The sequence below is a fragment of the Roseovarius sp. ZX-A-9 genome (assembly GCF_028369135.1).
Classification (GTDB): domain Bacteria; phylum Pseudomonadota; class Alphaproteobacteria; order Rhodobacterales; family Rhodobacteraceae; genus Roseovarius.
Genome location: NZ_JAPWHW010000001.1, coordinates 91,842 through 107,033 on the forward strand (window position 1 = coordinate 91,842; position 15,192 = coordinate 107,033).

Consider the following 15,192-nt stretch of genomic DNA (forward strand, 5'->3'; position numbering starts at 1 on the left):
CTCGGGGAACATGGTGATCCCGGCAGGATTCGAACCTGCAACCTGCCCCTTAGGAGGGGGCTGCTCTATCCAGTTGAGCCACGGGACCACGCTGCCATTTCTTAGCGCGCGAAATCGAGGATGTCACCCGTGCAATAGACCCGTGGAGCTTGATCCCGGCGATCTGTTCGCGCTAACGTTGGCGCAAGCAATTTCAGGAACACACCGCCGTGAGCAATCAAGTTAATCGCCCGTTGACGCTGCGTGATGTGTCCGAGGCATCTGGTGTATCCGAGATGACCGTCAGTCGCGTTCTTCGCAATCGCGGCGACGTATCAGACGCCACGCGCGCCCGCGTCCTGGCCAGCGCCAAGGAGCTAGGCTACGTCCCCAACAAGATCGCCGGCGCGCTTGCCTCCAGCCGGGTCAATCTGGTGGCGGTGATCATCCCGTCGCTGTCCAATCTGGTCTTTCCCGAGGTATTGACCGGGATCAACGATGCGCTTGACGACACAGGGCTGCAACCGGTCGTCGGTGTCACCGGCTATTCGCGCGAGAAAGAAGAGAAAGTCCTCTACGAGATGCTGTCCTGGCGCCCCTCCGGTGTGATCATCGCCGGGCTGGAGCATTCCGAAGCATCACGCGCAATGTTGAAAGCCAGCGGTATCCCGGTGGTCGAGATCATGGATGTGGACGGCACCCCGGTCGATTCCGTGGTCGGTATCTCGCATCGCCGCGCAGGGGAAAAGATGGCGAACGCCATCCTGCGCGCGGGCTACCAGCGGATCGGGTTTCTGGGCACCAAGATGCCGCGCGATCACCGCGCCCGCAAACGGTTTGAAGGCTTTACCGACGCGCTGGCCAAGGGCGGCGTCGAGATTGCGGATCAGGAGTTCTACGAAGGTGGCTCGGCCCTCGTGAAGGGGCGCGAAATGACCCAGGATATCCTGAAACGCGATCCCGAGTTGGACTTCCTTTATTATTCCAACGACATGATCGGTGCGGGCGGATTGCTCTGGCTGCTGGAACAGGGCGTGGAAATCCCCGGCCAGATGGGGCTTGCCGGGTTCAACGGGCTCAACCTGCTCAAGGGCCTGCCGCGCGAACTGGCCACCATGGACGCCTGCCGCAACGAGATCGGCCGCCGCGCCGCCGAGATCATCGCAGCCCGGCTGCATGGCGATGCCGACCACTCCCCAGTGCGCGTGGCGCTGGAGCCAACCATCAGCTACGGCGACACCCTGCGCCGCCCGTAAGCCCCTGAAGTCAATCAAAGCGTAATAGGCCGCCTGTGGCCTCGGCACGGCTTTCGGCTGGCTTGCCCCAAAACCGATTCCCACAACCTGCCTTGCCCGAAGGGTCGCCGGGCCAGAGGCTGGCCACGAAAAAACCCCGCTCGCGGTGCGAACGGGGTTTCAACAGCATCGCGGTGTTGACCGATCAGCTTGTCTTCTTGTTCTTACCCTTGATCGGGCCCCAGATCCGCTTGTTCGTCAGATAGAGCAGCACCGACAGGACCGTGAGGAAAATCACACCAGTCAGGCCCGCGGTCTTGCGCGCCATCATCTTGGGTTCTGCCGTCCACATCAGGAAGGCCGAAACATCCTCGGCGACGTGATGCAGGTCATTGTCGTGCCCGTCATCAAAGTCGACATCCTCGCCATAGAGCGGCTGGGCCATCGCGATCCAGCTACCCGGCACCATGTGGGATCCGTCTTCGTTCTTGCACGAGTCGGGAAAGCCGCCCGCAGCAAAGACCGCGTTATACGATCCGGGGAAGTCCTCGGGAGCGCATTCGGGTGCTTCATGATAGCCGGTGAGCAGGGAATAGATATATTCCGGCCCGCCCATGCCCTTGAACATCTGGTTGATACCAGACCCCAGCGGCCCGTGGAATCCGGCCCGTTTCTTCGCCATCAGCGAAAGGTCGGGGGCATTGTCCAGCGTGGAACCGGGGAAATGATCGACCGGTTTCGCCGGGCGGAAATCATCCAGTTCAGCATCGAACACCTCGTAGCGTTCCGCATAGGCGCGGACCTGATCTTCTGGCAGGTGCGGCCCGCCCTCATCGGACAGTGACCGGATCGGGACGTATTGCAGCCCGTGGCAGGACGAGCAGACCATGGTGTAGACCTTGAGTCCGCGTTGCAGCTGGTTCTGGTCGAACTTGCCGAATGGACCCTCAAAGGAGAAATCCACATCTTCGACATGCCCCCCGCCGCCGGCGGCGAAGGCGCCCCCGGCCGAAAGGGCCAGGGCTGTGACTGTGGCTAGGCCAAGTGCTTTGAACATTCCTCTGGTCCTTTCTTATTCAGCCGGTGTTTCGGCTTTGCCGTAATGCGCCTTGAAATCGTCTTCGATTGTCTCGGGCTGCGGCAGTGGTTTTTCGATCACGCCAAGAAGCGGCAGGATCACGAGGAAATAGGCGAACCAATAGGTCGATCCGATCAGCGAGATGGTCGAGAATGGCGGCTCTGCCGGCATTGCCCCCGCCCACATCAGGACGATGAAATCGAGCACCAGCAACGCGAACCACCATTTGAACATCGGCCGATAACGCCCGGAGCGCACCGAAGAGGTATCGAGCCAGGGCGCCAGCGCCATCACCGCGATCGCGCCGAACATCGCCAGCACGCCAAAGAACTTGGCATCGACGATGCCGCCGGTGATCCAGCTGGCAAACATCACCACCCAGACATCGCCGGTAAAGGCACGCAGGATCGCGTAGAAGGGCAGGAAGTACCATTCAGGCACGATATGCGCAGGCGTCGAAAGCGGGTTCGCCTCGATATAGTTGTCGGGGTGACCCAGGTAGTTCGGCATGAAGCCAACGATGGCAAAGAAGATCGCGAGGATCACCGCCAGGGCGAACAGATCCTTGATCACGAAATAGGGCCAGAACGGGACCGTGTCCTTTTCCGCATCGGCCTTGGACGTGCGGCGCACTTCGACCCCGGTGGGGTTGTTGTTGCCCGTGCTGTGGAAGGCCCAGATATGCACCGCCACCAATGCCGCAATCACGAAAGGCAGCAGGTAGTGCAGGCTGAAGAAGCGGTTCAGCGTAGCGTTGTCCACCGCCGGTCCGCCCAGCAGCCATGTCTGGATCGGCTCGCCGATGAACGGGATCGCGCCGAACAGGCCGGTGATCACCGTAGCACCCCAGAAGGACATCTGTCCCCAAGGCAGAACATAGCCCATGAAGGCCGTGCCCATCATCGCAAGATAGATCAGCATGCCGATGATCCATGTGATCTCACGCGGGGCCTTGTAGGACCCGTAATAAAGACCACGGAAGATGTGCATGTAGACCGCGACAAAGAACAACGAGGCACCGTTCATATGCAGATAGCGCAGGAAGTGCCCGCCATTCACGTTGCGCATGATGTGTTCGACCGACGCAAAGGCCAGATCGACATGCGGTGTATAATGCATCGCCAGGATGATGCCGGTGACAATCTGCAGCACCAGGCAAAAAGTCAGGATGATGCCCCAGATCCACATCCAGTTCAGGTTCTTGGGTGTGGGGATCATGATCGTGTCATAAAGCAGCCCGACAATCGGCAGACGGCTGTGAAGCCATTTCTCGGCGCCTGTCTTGGGCTCGTAGTGGTCGTGCGGAATTCCAGCCATTGCGCGTGTCCTTATCCCAGTTTGATCGTCGAAGCGTCGACGAATTCAGCCGGGGGAACCGGCAGGTTTTCAGGTGCGGGGCCTTTGCGGATGCGCCCTGCGGTATCGTAATGCGAGCCGTGGCAGGGGCAGAACCAGCCGCCGAAATCGCCAGCGCCGTCACCCAGCGGCACACAGCCAAGGTGGGTACAGACGCCCATCATCACCAGCCACTCACCGGGTACGGCATCGCTGCCTTCGGGCGGGGTCAGGACGCGGTTGTCATCGGTGCCCGGCGAACCTGCTTCGATATTGGCGTTGCGGGCCAACGGATCCGGCAGGGTCGAGACGTCCACTTTTTCGGCGGCCTCGATCTCGGGCGCGGTGCGACGACGAATGAAAACCGGCTTGCCCAGCCATTTGACCGTGATTTGCGTGCCGGGTTCGACACCATCGACCGGCACCAGGATCGAGCTGAGAGCCTGCACATCGGCCGAAGGGTTCATCTGATTGACCAGCGGCCAGACGGCGGCACCAGTTGCGACGACACCGGCGCCGGCGGTGGCGTAGTAGAGGAAATCTCTCCGGGTGCCTTCGTGATCATCTGCGTGGGACACGAGGTATTCTCCATTGGTTGCGGCGGGCAATCGCCCCATAGGGTGACGGGTCGCGGACACCCGCAACCTTTCCAAGGCGATCTTTAGCGGGCGTAACCGAGGGCGTCCAGTCTGCAATCACACCGAATTGACTCCGCGCGCTCTTGTGTCGCGCTTGAGGCCGCCCACGCACGGGTGTATGCAGGTCCTCATCAAGTAAACCCCACAAATCGAAAGCCCGCCAATATGCTGAGATCCTGCAAGACCGCTCTGGCCGCGATTTTCCTGATGGCCGCCCCGGCCGCCGCCGAAGTTGAACTGAGCCTGTATATGGGCTTGCAAAGCGTCGATGACAGCACCGTTTCGGGCGCGCTGCCCAACGGTACGGTGGTGAACCGTAAATTCAAGTGGGACGGCAATCCTCTGGATAACCCTTATTATTACGGCGCTCGGGCGACGTGGTGGACCGCCAACAACCTTGGCTTCGGGATCGAGGGAACCCATGCCAAGGCCTATGCGAGTGCCGCGGATCAGGCAATCATCGGCACCAGCCGGTTCGAGCTGTCCGACGGGCACAACATCATTACCGCAAACGTGCTGAAGCGCTGGCCCGATGCCTTTGCGGGGTCGAAATTCACCCCCTATATCGGTGCAGGCCTCGGGATTGCCGTGCCGCATGTGGATATTCAGGTGATCGGCTCGGCCGGGCGCACTTTTGGCTATGAGCAGACGGGGATCGCCGCACGCGGGATCGCGGGCATGAAATACGCCATCAATGATCGTTGGGGGCTGTTCGGCGAGTACCAGATCATTTGGTCGGACAACGATATCACCGTAGACCCCAATCCTGCCATCCCGGCCCAGACGCCCACGAAGCTGAGAACCGAGCTGGTGATGCACGCGGTGAATATCGGGATCAGCTACAGCTTCTGAACCGCACCACTCTTCCCCCGAATCTTTGATCGCAGATGATTCGGGGGCGATGCGGCGAGAATCGCTCGGCGCATCACTCCGGCGCGGTCGCCTTCATGCTCTCGCGCTCTGCAAAGACGCCGTACCACGCAGCAAGCTGCGGGCGCGCCGCGCGCCAGTCGCGGTTCGCATGGCGGAAATCGAGATAGCCCAGCGCGCAGCCGGTACTGATCTGGCCCATGTCCAGCGGTCCGGCCAGATGGCTCATCCAGCGGGCCTCCAGCGCGTCGAGCGCCCGTGTGACCTTGGCCCATTGCGCATCAAGCCAACCGTCGAACTGTTTTTCCTCGGGGCGAATTCGCAGCTCGTACACCATCGAAATCGCCGCATCTATGATCCCGTCGGCCGTCGCCTCCAGCGTCAGCACATCCCACAGCCGCGCCTCGGGATACATGCCCGCCTCTGCCTGCGCATCGAGATAGCGACAGATCACCCGGCTGTCATAGAGCGCCGGGCCATCGTCGCGAATGAGCGCCGGGATCTTGCCCAGCGGATTGGCGGCAGCAACCGTCGAGTCGGTGTTGACCGGCGTGGTGGCGACCAGCACCACCTCTACCCTGTCGGTCTGACCGATCTCGTGCAGCAATGCCTTGACCTTGCGACCATAGGGGGACGGGATGGCGGAAATCAGTTTCATCGCGAGAGGTTCCTTCACCGCTGGTTTGACCAAGCTTAGACTGGCCTGCACCCCATTTGAAGCACCAAGTGACGCGGTTTCCGGCCCGCGCCGCGGCCTCAAAGACGCCATGAGGTCACGCCGGCCCCGCGCCTCGCATCAGCGCCGCCAGCAGGCGGGTTTCCATACCCATCCCGTACCCGTCCACATGATCCGCCGCGCACAGCCGCACATCGTCCGGCTTGTTCTGGTTCAGCTTCCATGTGCCCTGCACGTCCGTCACCGTCATCCGGCACGGCACGATCTGGCGCATCATCCGTTCCAGCACCTCTGCCGTCATCTTTTCCGTGGTCCAGGGGGCCTTGGGCAGCAGACGCTGCTCGAACGCCGCCGATTGCCGATCCAGCAGGGCGCACAACTCGGCCTGAGGGCGCAGTTCCGCCATGCCGGTCAGATGCACTGCCACATAGTTCCAGGTCGGCACCTGATCCTCGGTCCCGTACCAGTCGGGCGAAATGTAGCCATGCGGCCCCTGCACCGCCAGACGCACGGGGCTGGGATTTGCCAGCACCCGAACAATGGGATTCGATCGCACGAGATGAAATTCGGCGGCATCGCCGGTTTCGCTCAGGATAAACGGGATATGGCTGATCAGCGGCGCGCCGTCAGCGCATACCGCCAGAGCCCCAAACCCCTGTTCGCGCGCAAAATCTAGGTTCTGCTCTACGGCCTCGGTACGGTAGGCGGGGTTGGGATGCATCAGGCCGCGTTGAGGCCGGTCGCGCTGACCCCGGTGATATGCGCGGGCACGATACTGCCCTCAGGCTGAGCGGCCTCGAAATGCACTTCGGTAAACTGCTCGGTTCGCCCCATATGCGGGCTTTCCATCAGAACGCTGTGATCCCGGCCCACCTGCGCCGCCAGATGCCGCGTGACCTGCGCCGCACCTGCCGCGCGCAACCGCGCGGCCCGCGCCTTGATCTGGCGCCCGTCCACCTGCGGCATGCGCGCGGCAGGCGTGCCCGGCCGCGGCGAATAGGGAAAGACGTGCAGCCAGGTCAGATCGCACTCCTCGACCAGCCGCAGGGCGTTTTCGAAATGCGCCTCGGTCTCGGTCGGGAAACCGGCGATGATATCGGCCCCGAATGTCATGTCGGGCCGCAGGCGGCGCGCCTCCTGCGCAAAGCGGATGGCATCCTCGCGCAGATGCCGCCGCTTCATCCGCTTGAGAATCAGATCGTCACCATGTTGCAGCGACAGATGCAGATGCGGCATCAGTCGCGATTCGGTCGCGATGGCGCACATCAGGTTCTCGTCCACCTCGATACTGTCGATCGAACTGATCCGCAGGCGCGGCAGGTCGGGCACCAGCCGCAGGATGCGCATGACCAGATCGCCCAGCCGCGGCGCGGCCGGCAGGTCCGCCCCCCAGCTGGTCAGATCGACGCCGGTCAGCACCACCTCGTTATAGCCCGCATCCACCAGCCGCCTGATCTGGTCCACCACCACGCCAGCCGGGACGCTGCGCGAATTGCCGCGACCGTAAGGGATGATGCAGAATGTACAGCGATGATCACAGCCGTTCTGGACCTGCACATAGGCGCGACTGCGGGTGCCGAACCCGTCGATCAGGTGGCCCGCCGTTTCGGTCACCGACATGATGTCATCAACCTGTATCGGCTCCGTGCCGAAATCACCCGCCAGCCCCGCCCATGTGCTGGCTTGCATCTTTTCGGTGTTGCCGATCACCGCGTCGACCTCGGGCATGGCGGCAAACGTCTGAGGCTCGGTCTGTGCGGCGCACCCGGTCACGATCAGCTTCGCGTCCGGATTCTCGCGGCGCAGGCGGCGAATGTCCTGGCGTGCCTTGCGCACCGCCTCGGCGGTGACAGCGCAGGTGTTGATCACCACCGCGCCCTCCAGCCCGGCACTGGCCGCCAGCTCCTTCATCGCCTCTGTCTCATAGGCGTTCAGGCGACAGCCGTGATTCGAGAAGACCGGCACGCTCATTGCGCGGCCTCGATGAATTGGGCGGTCAGCGTGCCGTCGGCCACATGCATGGTCGGGCCGGTCATCCACACGCCGTCGTCGCGCCAGTCCACCATCAGCGTCCCACCATCCAGATCGATGCGCACCGCGCGCCCCGTCAGCCCGCGCCGCGCCGCCGCCACCGCCACGGCACAGGACGACGACCCCGAGGCCAGCGTGATGCCTACGCCACGCTCCCACACCCGCATGCGCAGGTGATCGGGGCCGACCAATGAAGCGACCTGCACATTGGTCCGCTGCGGAAACAGCGCGTGATGCTCGTGACGCGCGCCGAATTCCTCCAGCGGGACCGTCCCGGCATCCTCGACAAAAAATGTGCAATGCGGATTGCCCATGCCGGTCGCGACCGGCGCACCGTCGATCGGCAGCGCCAGCGTATCCATTTCCGAGGCCAGCGGGATGTCCTGCCACGCCAGCTGCGGCGCGCCCATGTTCACCGAGGTCAGACCATCGCCCGCATCGCGGGCATACAGATCGCCGCGTTCGGTGGTCAGGTGCAGCGCGTCCTTGCCCCCCTCATCCATCAGGTAGCGCGCGATGCAGCGGGTGGCGTTGCCGCAGGCCGCAGAAGTGCTGCCATCGGAATTGTAGAAGGTCAGATGCGCGTCGCCCGCGCCCGCATCGATGACCGCCAGCTGATCGAAACCGATGCCGCGATGCCGGTCGCCGATGGCGATGGCAAGCGCCGGGGTGACGGTGATCGCACGCGCGCGCGCATCAACGACGACAAAGTCGTTTCCCAGCCCATGCATCTTCATGAAGGGCCAACCATTATCTGCGCGAGTGTCCATCATCGCCGCATATAAACCCCGATCTCGGGTGAATCCAGCATCTGTCTGCAATATGAGGCGGATTCGGGGTTGACCACCCCGCGCGCTCTTTCTAGATACGCCGCTAGTGGGCCGTTAGCTCAGTTGGTAGAGCAACTGACTTTTAATCAGTGGGTCGCAGGTTCGAATCCTGCACGGCTCACCACTGAAATCAGATACTTAGCAAGTGTATACTCGTTCTTGCGCGCCGCAAGATAAGCGCAAGATAAGCTTTTAGTCGTAAAATTCTGTGATTTCCCTCCCATAGGTTGCGTCAGCCTTGACGCAACCTATGGGAGGATTCACTCGGCCATATCAGGTTCGGAACGCTGCACCGGTCGAAAAAGTGGCATGATGTTGTGAGCTTGATTGATTCTGATGCCTCCGGCGACGAGGTCGCCGAGACAGCTGTGAGTCGAAGCGGATCAGCAGATAGGCGTTGAGTCGCACCGACAATTCGCAGTCGAGATGCCTGATCGGGATCACATTTTCCGGGATCGGGCAGACAGACGCAAATGAAGCGCGCCAGCCGCCCTGTGGTTATGCGGTGGGCACCCGCACATGGGCGCAGGCCTCCAGCGCCAGCGCAGACATCCCCTTGCCCCCGGCTGCGGCATGATCGGCCAGTTTTTCTCGCATGCGCGGCTCCCAGAAGTCGTTGATATGCTCCGCGATACAGCGCGCCTGATCCACGCCGGGCTGGGTCGAGAAAAATGTGGCGATCTGATTGATCATCATGACCATCTTTTCAGGCTGCATCAGAGGCTCCGTTCAGGATACGTTGGGGGTGGGCATAGACATCGAAACCGCCAGCGCGGGCAAAGGCGGCCAGGGTAAGTTTTGCGTTTTGTGCAAGGCGCAAGGCATGGGCCGTGGGGGCCGACACGGCAATGAGCACAGAGCAGCCCGCAATCACTGTTTTCTGCACCATTTCCACTGACACGCGCGAGGTCAGGACAATCGCGCCCTGCGCCGCGTCGATGCCTGCAAGCGTCAGCGCTCCGATCAGCTTGTCCAGTGCGTTGTGCCGGCCCACATCCTCGCGGGCCAGAATGATCCCCTTGCCGGGCATCAAAAACCCGGCCGCGTGAACGGCGCGGGTCTGGTCATGCAGCGGCTGGTGATCACGCAGCGCATCGGTCGCCGTGGCCACGTCCTGCCGCGATAGAAGCGGACCGAATCCCGTCAGCACCGGCAGGGGTCGGATGGCCTGCTCCAGGCTGTCGATACCGCACAGCCCGCACCCCACGGGGCCAAGCATGTTGCGCCTGCGGCTCTGCATCGCCTGCGCCTGATCATCGACGAGCCAGAACCGCGCCTCGACCCCGGCTGGATGGGTCACGACCTCGAAGGTTTCGACCTGATCCAGATTGGTGATGAACCCTTCGGTAAAGGCAAAGCCAAAGGCGAAATCACGCAGATCGGCGGGCGTCACCATCATCACCGCCGCGGTGGTCCCGTTAAAGACCAGCGCCACGGGCGTTTCCTCGGGCAGGCTGCGCAGGACGTCGCGCCCCCCCTCGCGCTGGACCGAAAGACCGGTCATGCTGTGTGTGGTCTGCACCGCCATGGCTATTCCGCCGCCGGCAGAATGCGCCGGGATTGGGCGGCTTGCGCGTTATAGTCCTCTTGCCAGTCCGTTGGCCCGTTCGAGGGGCTGACCTGCACCGCTGTCACCTTGTATTCAGGGCAGTTCGTGGCCCAATCGCTGAAGTCGGTGGTGATGACATTGGCCTGTGTGTCGGGGTGGTGGAAGGTGGTGTAAACCACCCCCGGCGACACGCGGTCACTGATCTTGGCGCGCAATGCGGTTTCACCCGAGCGCGACGCCAGCTTGACGAAATCACCGTCCTTCACGCCGCGCAGTTCAGCATCATGCGGGTGGATCTCCAGCACGTCCTGATCATGCCATGCCACGTTGGCTGTGCGGCGGGTCTGTGCCCCGACATTATATTGCGACAAAATCCGCCCGGTGGTCAGCAACAGCGGAAAGCGCGGCCCGGTCTTTTCGTCGGTGGCCACATATTCGGTGACGATGAACCGCCCCTTGCCACGCACGAATCCATCGACATGCATCAAGGGCGTGCCCTCTGGTGCGCTTTCGTTGCAGGGCCACTGCACCGATCCGCGCTCTTCCAGCATCGCATAGTCCACGCCTGCAAAACTTGGCGTGGTGGCGGCGATCTCGTCCATGATCTGCGAGGGATGGGTATAGTGCCAATCAGCGCCCATGGCCTTGGCCAATAGCTGCGTCACTTCCCAATCCGCATAGCCATTGCGCGGCTCCATCACCTTGCGAACGCGGTTGATGCGGCGCTCGGCGTTGGTAAATGTGCCTTCCTTTTCCAGGAAGGTCGAACCGGGCAAGAAGACATGCGCGTAGTTTGCCGTCTCGTTCAGGAACAGGTCATGCACGATGACACATTCCATCGCCGCCAGCCCTGCGGCGACGTGTTTCGTGTCGGGGTCTGATTGCAGGATATCTTCGCCCTGACAGTAAAGCCCCTTGAAGGTGCCCTCTACTGCGGCGTCCAGCATGTTGGGGATGCGCAGCCCCGGCTCGGGGTCAATTTTGACACCCCATGCCTGCTCAAAGATATTCCGAACCTCGGCGCCTTTGACATGGCGATAACCGGGCAGTTCATGCGGGAACGATCCCATATCGCAAGAGCCCTGCACGTTGTTCTGACCGCGCAACGGGTTCACACCCACGCCCTTGCGGCCCACGTTGCCGGTCAGCATGGCAAGGTTGGCGATACCGATCACGGTGGTCGATCCCTGAGAATGTTCGGTCACACCGAGCCCGTAATAGATCGCGCCATTGCCGCCGGTCGCAAACAGCCGTGCCGCCGCGCGCAGGTCGGCAGAGGGAACGCCGGTCAGCATCTCGTTCGCCTCGGGGCTGTGGCGTGGGTCGCTGATGAACGCGGCGTATTCCTGGAATTCGTCCCAGTCACAGCGCTCGCGGATGAAATCCTGATCCATTAACCCTTCGGTGACGATCACATGGGCGATGGCAGACACCACAGCCACATTGGTGCCGGGGCGCAGGGGCAAATGGTGCGCCGCCCCGATATGTGCCGATTTCACCAGGTCAATCCGGCGCGGGTCGATGACGATCAGCCTGGCGCCCGCCCGCAGGCGTTTTTTCAGGCGGCTGGCAAAGACGGGATGGCCGTCGGTGGGATTGGCCCCGATGACGATCACGACGTCGGTATGCTCAACACTATCGAAATCCTGCGTGCCGGCCGAGGTGCCGAATGTCTGGCCCAGCCCATAGCCGGTGGGCGAATGGCACACGCGCGCGCAAGTGTCGGTGTTGTTGTTCATGAACACGCCGCGCGCCAGCTTCTGCACCAGGTATGTTTCCTCATTGGTGCAGCGCGACGAGGTGATGACACCGATGGACTGACGGCCATATGTCTCTTGCAGGCCACGCATCCTGGTCGCGGCAAAGGTCAATGCCTCGTCCCAGCTGACCTCTTGCCAGGGCTGGTCGATACTGTCGCGGATCATCGGCTTCAGGATACGGTCCGTATGGGTGGCATAGCCGTAGGCAAAGCGCCCCTTGACGCAGGAGTGGCCGCGATTGGCCTTGCCGTGCTTGTAGGGCACCATGCGCACCAGATCGTCGCCGTTCAGCTCTGCCTTGAACGAACAGCCCACACCGCAATAGGCGCAGGTCGTGATGACCGAACGTTCCGGCGTGCCCATTTCAATGACCGAGTTTTCCTGCAACGTCGCCGTTGGGCAGGCTTGCACGCAGGCCCCGCAGGACACGCAATCCGACTGCATGGCATTGTCGGTTTTCGCGCCAAAGGACACGCGGCTGTCAAAGCCACGGCCCTCGATGGTCAATGCAAACGTCCCTTGCACCTCTTCGCAGGCGCGCACGCAGCGCGAGCAGACGATGCATTTGGCCGGGTCATAGGTGAAATAGGGGTTGGACGTGTCCTTGGGGATGTACTGTGGATTTCCCAGATCGCCCATATGCGCGCGGGCGCGGGCATCACCTTGGGCCAGCGTACCGTTGCCGGACGCATCATAATGGTTCGCCCCGGCCTGATAGCGCACGTCGCGCAACCCCACCATGCCGGCCATGTCTTGCAACTCGCAATCCCCGTTGGCCGCACAGGTCAGGCAATCCAGTGGGTGATCCGAGACATAAAGCTCCATCACGCCGCGGCGGAGTTTCTTGACCTTGCTGGACTGGGTACGCACCACCATGCCTTCGGCCACGGGGGTCGTGCAAGAAGCAGGCGTACCGCGCCGCCCCTCGATCTCGACCACGCACAGGCGGCAGGAACCGAACGCCTCGATGCTGTCGGTCGCGCAAAGTTTGGGGATTTGCAGCCCGGCCTCGGAGGCAGCGCGCATGACAGAGGTGCCCGCAGGCACCGTCACGGCGAATCCGTCAATCGTCAGCGTGACGGGTGCGCCCGTCCGTGCAGGCGTGCCCATGTCGCGGTCGTCGGGGATGATAAAGTCTTTCATTCCGCGGCCTCCTTGGTGGTGGCGAAATCATCTGGAAAATGGGTGAGGGCAGACATCACGGGAAAGGGCGTGAACCCGCCCAAAGCGCAAAGCGAGCCGTCTTTCATCGTCTCGCACAGGTCGGTCAGGATCGGGATCGCATCCGCATCCCCCCGCGCGATCCGGTCGATCGTCTCGACCCCGCGCACGGAACCGATCCGGCAAGGGGTACATTTGCCACAGGATTCAACCGCGCAGAATTCCATCGCGAACCGCGCCATGCCCAGCATGTCGGCAGTGTCATCAAACACAACGATCCCGGCATGGCCGATCAATCCACCTTGCCCGTCGAATTCTTCGTAGCCAAACGGCGTGTCGAATTTTGAGCTTGGCATATAGGCTCCCAACGGCCCGCCCACTTGCACCGCCTTTACCGGGCGTCCCGTCGCGGTGCCGCCAGCAACATCATTGACCAACGTTCCCAAAGGCATCCCGAAGGCCGTTTCGAACAGCCCGCCGAATTTCACGTTGCCCGCGATCTGAATCGGCATGGTGCCTTTGGATCGGCCCAGACCGAATGCGGCGTAATGCGCCGCACCTTTTTCAAAGATCACCGGCACAGTTGCCAGGCTGATCACGTTGTTGACGACTGTAGGCTTGCCCAGAAAACCCTCAAGCGCCGGCAGCGGCGGCTTGGCGCGGACCACGCCGCGCTTGCCTTCGAGTGAATTGAGCAGCGAGGTTTCCTCGCCGCAGACATAGGCCCCTGCGCCGACGCGGATTTCCATGTCAAACGCCTTGCCCGAACCCAGCACATCGGCCCCCAGCACAGCATTTTCCCGCGCGATCCGCACCGCCGCGTTCATCACCTTGATCGCATCGGGATATTCCGACCGCAGGTAGACATAGCCCCGCGTCGCGCCCACGCCGATGCCCGCAATGGCCATCCCCTCGATCAGGGTGAACGGGTCACCTTCCATGATCATCCGGTCCGCAAAGGTGCCGCTATCGCCTTCGTCGGCATTGCAAACGATGTATTTCTGGTCGGCCACGGCCCCCAGAACGGTGTTCCATTTGATCCCCGTCGGAAAGCCCGCGCCGCCGCGTCCGCGCAGCCCGCTATCGGTCACTTCTGCAATGATTTCCTCACCGGTCATCGCCAGCGCCCGGCGCAATCCACCAAGGCCGCCATGCGCCTGGTAATCTGCCAGATCCAGCGGATCTATGACGCCGCAACGGGCAAAGGTCAGACGGGTCTGGCGCGCAAAAAACGGGATATCCTCGACCGGGCCAAGCCCCGCGAGCGTCCCGTCAAGCAGGGCGGGAACATCGTCCACTGTCACCGGACCGAACGCCTTGCGCCCCTCGCCCGCATCCAGCTCGACCAGCGGTTCCAGCCAGATCATGCCGCGCGTGCCGTTGCGCACCAGCTCTACGTTGATCCCGCGACGGGCTGCCTCTGCGACAATCGCCTCGGCGACTGCATCCGCGCCAAGCGCCTTGGCGGCGCTATCCATTGGGACATAGATTTTCATGCGCCCGCCTCCGCCAGCAGGGCATTCATCCGCGCTTCGTCCACCCGGCCCACGACCTTGTCATCGACCATCACCGCCGGACCGCAGGCGCATAGCCCGAGGCAATACACCGGCTCCACCGTCACGGCGCCGTTAGCGGTGGTTTCGTGCCAATCCACGCCCAGTTTTGCCAATGTTTCGGCGGCCAGCCCGGTTGCTCCGACCGACTGGCAGGCTTCGGCGCGACAAATCTTGACGACATGACGCCCGGCGGGTGTCTCACGAAAATCATGGTAAAAGGAAATCACCCCATGCACCTCGGCCTTGGTGACGTTCAGGGCGTCGGCGATCAACCCAAGCGCAGTTGATGGCACATGACCAAAGGCCGCCTGAATGGCGTGCAGGATTGGCAGCAATGCGCCCTCAAGATGTAGGTGATCGGCAATAATTGCTTTGATTTCAGTTTCGTGCGGGGCTGGCTTCGGGATTTGCATGACTGGCCTTTTTGCTTTTCGGGCCAAGCTAGTCCGCAGCTTAATTGTCAATCAATATTGGTAACTCGTTAACCGATAGGG

The 15,192-nt window shown here is 62.1% G+C and carries 14 protein-coding genes and 2 tRNA genes; 3 read left to right on the top strand and 13 right to left on the bottom strand.

Features of this window, described 5'->3' with window-relative positions; genetic code table 11:
- Positions 1-11 precede the first annotated feature (11 nt).
- Positions 12-88, bottom strand: a tRNA-Arg gene (locus O3306_RS00455).
- Positions 89-209: 121 nt separating this feature from the next.
- On the opposite strand from O3306_RS00455, the gene O3306_RS00460 reads away from it, so the two are divergent.
- Complete coding sequence (locus O3306_RS00460) at positions 210-1,235, top strand: LacI family DNA-binding transcriptional regulator (RefSeq protein WP_272001813.1); 1,026 nt, start codon at positions 210-212, stop codon at positions 1,233-1,235.
- Between the two features lie 184 nt (positions 1,236-1,419).
- Here the strand turns inward: O3306_RS00460 and O3306_RS00465 are convergent, their stop codons facing one another.
- The 3 genes from O3306_RS00465 to petA are packed head-to-tail and all read right to left on the bottom strand — an operon-like array spanning position 1,420 to position 4,205.
- Positions 1,420-2,271, bottom strand: coding sequence for a cytochrome c1 (locus tag O3306_RS00465; RefSeq protein WP_272001815.1), 852 nt, complete (start codon positions 2,269-2,271; stop codon positions 1,420-1,422).
- A gap of 15 nt (positions 2,272-2,286) precedes the next feature.
- Positions 2,287-3,609, bottom strand: coding sequence for a cytochrome b (petB, locus tag O3306_RS00470; RefSeq protein ID WP_272001817.1), 1,323 nt, complete (start codon positions 3,607-3,609; stop codon positions 2,287-2,289).
- An 11-nt stretch (positions 3,610-3,620) separates the two neighbouring features.
- Positions 3,621-4,205: a ubiquinol-cytochrome c reductase iron-sulfur subunit gene (gene petA / locus O3306_RS00475; protein WP_272001820.1), complete on the bottom strand. Its 585-nt coding sequence runs from the start codon at positions 4,203-4,205 to the stop codon at positions 3,621-3,623.
- A gap of 225 nt (positions 4,206-4,430) precedes the next feature.
- On the opposite strand from petA, the gene O3306_RS00480 reads away from it, so the two are divergent.
- Positions 4,431-5,117, top strand: a complete 687-nt coding sequence (locus O3306_RS00480; RefSeq protein ID WP_272001823.1) for an outer membrane protein — start codon at positions 4,431-4,433, stop codon at positions 5,115-5,117.
- A 73-nt stretch (positions 5,118-5,190) separates the two neighbouring features.
- Here the strand turns inward: O3306_RS00480 and O3306_RS00485 are convergent, their stop codons facing one another.
- From O3306_RS00485 to dapF, 4 genes are all read right to left on the bottom strand, one after another.
- Positions 5,191-5,793 carry a glutathione S-transferase gene (locus O3306_RS00485; protein WP_272001825.1) on the bottom strand — a complete coding sequence of 201 codons (603 nt, stop codon included), beginning with the start codon at positions 5,791-5,793 and terminating at the stop codon, positions 5,191-5,193.
- Positions 5,794-5,908: 115 nt separating this feature from the next.
- Positions 5,909-6,532: an FMN-binding negative transcriptional regulator gene (locus O3306_RS00490; RefSeq protein ID WP_272001828.1), complete on the bottom strand. Its 624-nt coding sequence runs from the start codon at positions 6,530-6,532 to the stop codon at positions 5,909-5,911.
- A complete protein-coding gene (gene mtaB, locus O3306_RS00495; RefSeq protein ID WP_272001831.1) occupies positions 6,532-7,782 on the bottom strand; it encodes a tRNA (N(6)-L-threonylcarbamoyladenosine(37)-C(2))-methylthiotransferase MtaB in 1,251 nt (416 codons plus the stop codon). Before mtaB ends, O3306_RS00490 begins: the two co-directional genes overlap by 1 nt.
- Positions 7,779-8,579, bottom strand: coding sequence for a diaminopimelate epimerase (gene dapF / locus O3306_RS00500; protein WP_272001833.1), 801 nt, complete (start codon positions 8,577-8,579; stop codon positions 7,779-7,781). Before dapF ends, mtaB begins: the two co-directional genes overlap by 4 nt.
- A 141-nt stretch (positions 8,580-8,720) precedes the next feature.
- Here dapF and O3306_RS00505 point away from each other — a divergent pair.
- A tRNA-Lys gene (locus tag O3306_RS00505) sits at positions 8,721-8,796 on the top strand.
- A 374-nt stretch (positions 8,797-9,170) separates the two neighbouring features.
- On the opposite strand, the gene O3306_RS00510 is transcribed toward O3306_RS00505, so the two are convergent.
- From O3306_RS00510 to O3306_RS00530, 5 genes are read right to left on the bottom strand one after another with little or no spacing between them, the layout of a single operon-like run.
- Positions 9,171-9,389, bottom strand: a complete 219-nt coding sequence (locus O3306_RS00510; protein WP_272001836.1) for a formate dehydrogenase subunit delta — start codon at positions 9,387-9,389, stop codon at positions 9,171-9,173.
- Entirely contained in the window at positions 9,379-10,200 is an 822-nt protein-coding gene (fdhD, locus tag O3306_RS00515; protein ID WP_272001838.1) for a formate dehydrogenase accessory sulfurtransferase FdhD, read from the bottom strand. Before fdhD ends, O3306_RS00510 begins: the two co-directional genes overlap by 11 nt.
- Positions 10,201-10,202: 2 nt before the next feature.
- Entirely contained in the window at positions 10,203-13,124 is a 2,922-nt protein-coding gene (gene fdhF, locus O3306_RS00520; protein WP_272001840.1) for a formate dehydrogenase subunit alpha, read from the bottom strand.
- Entirely contained in the window at positions 13,121-14,638 is a 1,518-nt protein-coding gene (locus O3306_RS00525) for a formate dehydrogenase beta subunit (RefSeq protein ID WP_272001843.1), read from the bottom strand. Before O3306_RS00525 ends, fdhF begins: the two co-directional genes overlap by 4 nt.
- Complete coding sequence (locus tag O3306_RS00530; protein WP_272001845.1) at positions 14,635-15,111, bottom strand: formate dehydrogenase subunit gamma; 477 nt, start codon at positions 15,109-15,111, stop codon at positions 14,635-14,637. The genes O3306_RS00525 and O3306_RS00530 overlap by 4 nt, the downstream gene beginning before the upstream one ends.
- Positions 15,112-15,192 lie beyond the last annotated feature (81 nt).

Excerpts from the sequence above, each read along its gene's own strand:
- dapF (WP_272001833.1), bottom strand. The coding sequence starts at position 8,579 with ATGAAGATGCATGGGCTGGGAAACGACTTTGTCGTCGTTGATGCGCGC.
- O3306_RS00490 (WP_272001828.1), bottom strand. The coding sequence starts at position 6,532 with ATGCATCCCAACCCCGCCTACCGTACCGAGGCCGTAGAGCAGAACCTA.
- O3306_RS00480 (WP_272001823.1), top strand. The coding sequence starts at position 4,431 with ATGCTGAGATCCTGCAAGACCGCTCTGGCCGCGATTTTCCTGATGGCC.
- mtaB (WP_272001831.1), bottom strand. The coding sequence starts at position 7,782 with ATGAGCGTGCCGGTCTTCTCGAATCACGGCTGTCGCCTGAACGCCTAT.
- petB (WP_272001817.1), bottom strand. The coding sequence starts at position 3,609 with ATGGCTGGAATTCCGCACGACCACTACGAGCCCAAGACAGGCGCCGAG.
- fdhD (WP_272001838.1), bottom strand. The coding sequence starts at position 10,200 with ATGGCGGTGCAGACCACACACAGCATGACCGGTCTTTCGGTCCAGCGC.
- O3306_RS00530 (WP_272001845.1), bottom strand. The coding sequence starts at position 15,111 with ATGCAAATCCCGAAGCCAGCCCCGCACGAAACTGAAATCAAAGCAATT.
- fdhF (WP_272001840.1), bottom strand. The coding sequence starts at position 13,124 with ATGAAAGACTTTATCATCCCCGACGACCGCGACATGGGCACGCCTGCA.
- O3306_RS00525 (WP_272001843.1), bottom strand. The coding sequence starts at position 14,638 with ATGAAAATCTATGTCCCAATGGATAGCGCCGCCAAGGCGCTTGGCGCG.
- O3306_RS00465 (WP_272001815.1), bottom strand. The coding sequence starts at position 2,271 with ATGTTCAAAGCACTTGGCCTAGCCACAGTCACAGCCCTGGCCCTTTCG.
- O3306_RS00485 (WP_272001825.1), bottom strand. The coding sequence starts at position 5,793 with ATGAAACTGATTTCCGCCATCCCGTCCCCCTATGGTCGCAAGGTCAAG.
- O3306_RS00510 (WP_272001836.1), bottom strand. The coding sequence starts at position 9,389 with ATGCAGCCTGAAAAGATGGTCATGATGATCAATCAGATCGCCACATTT.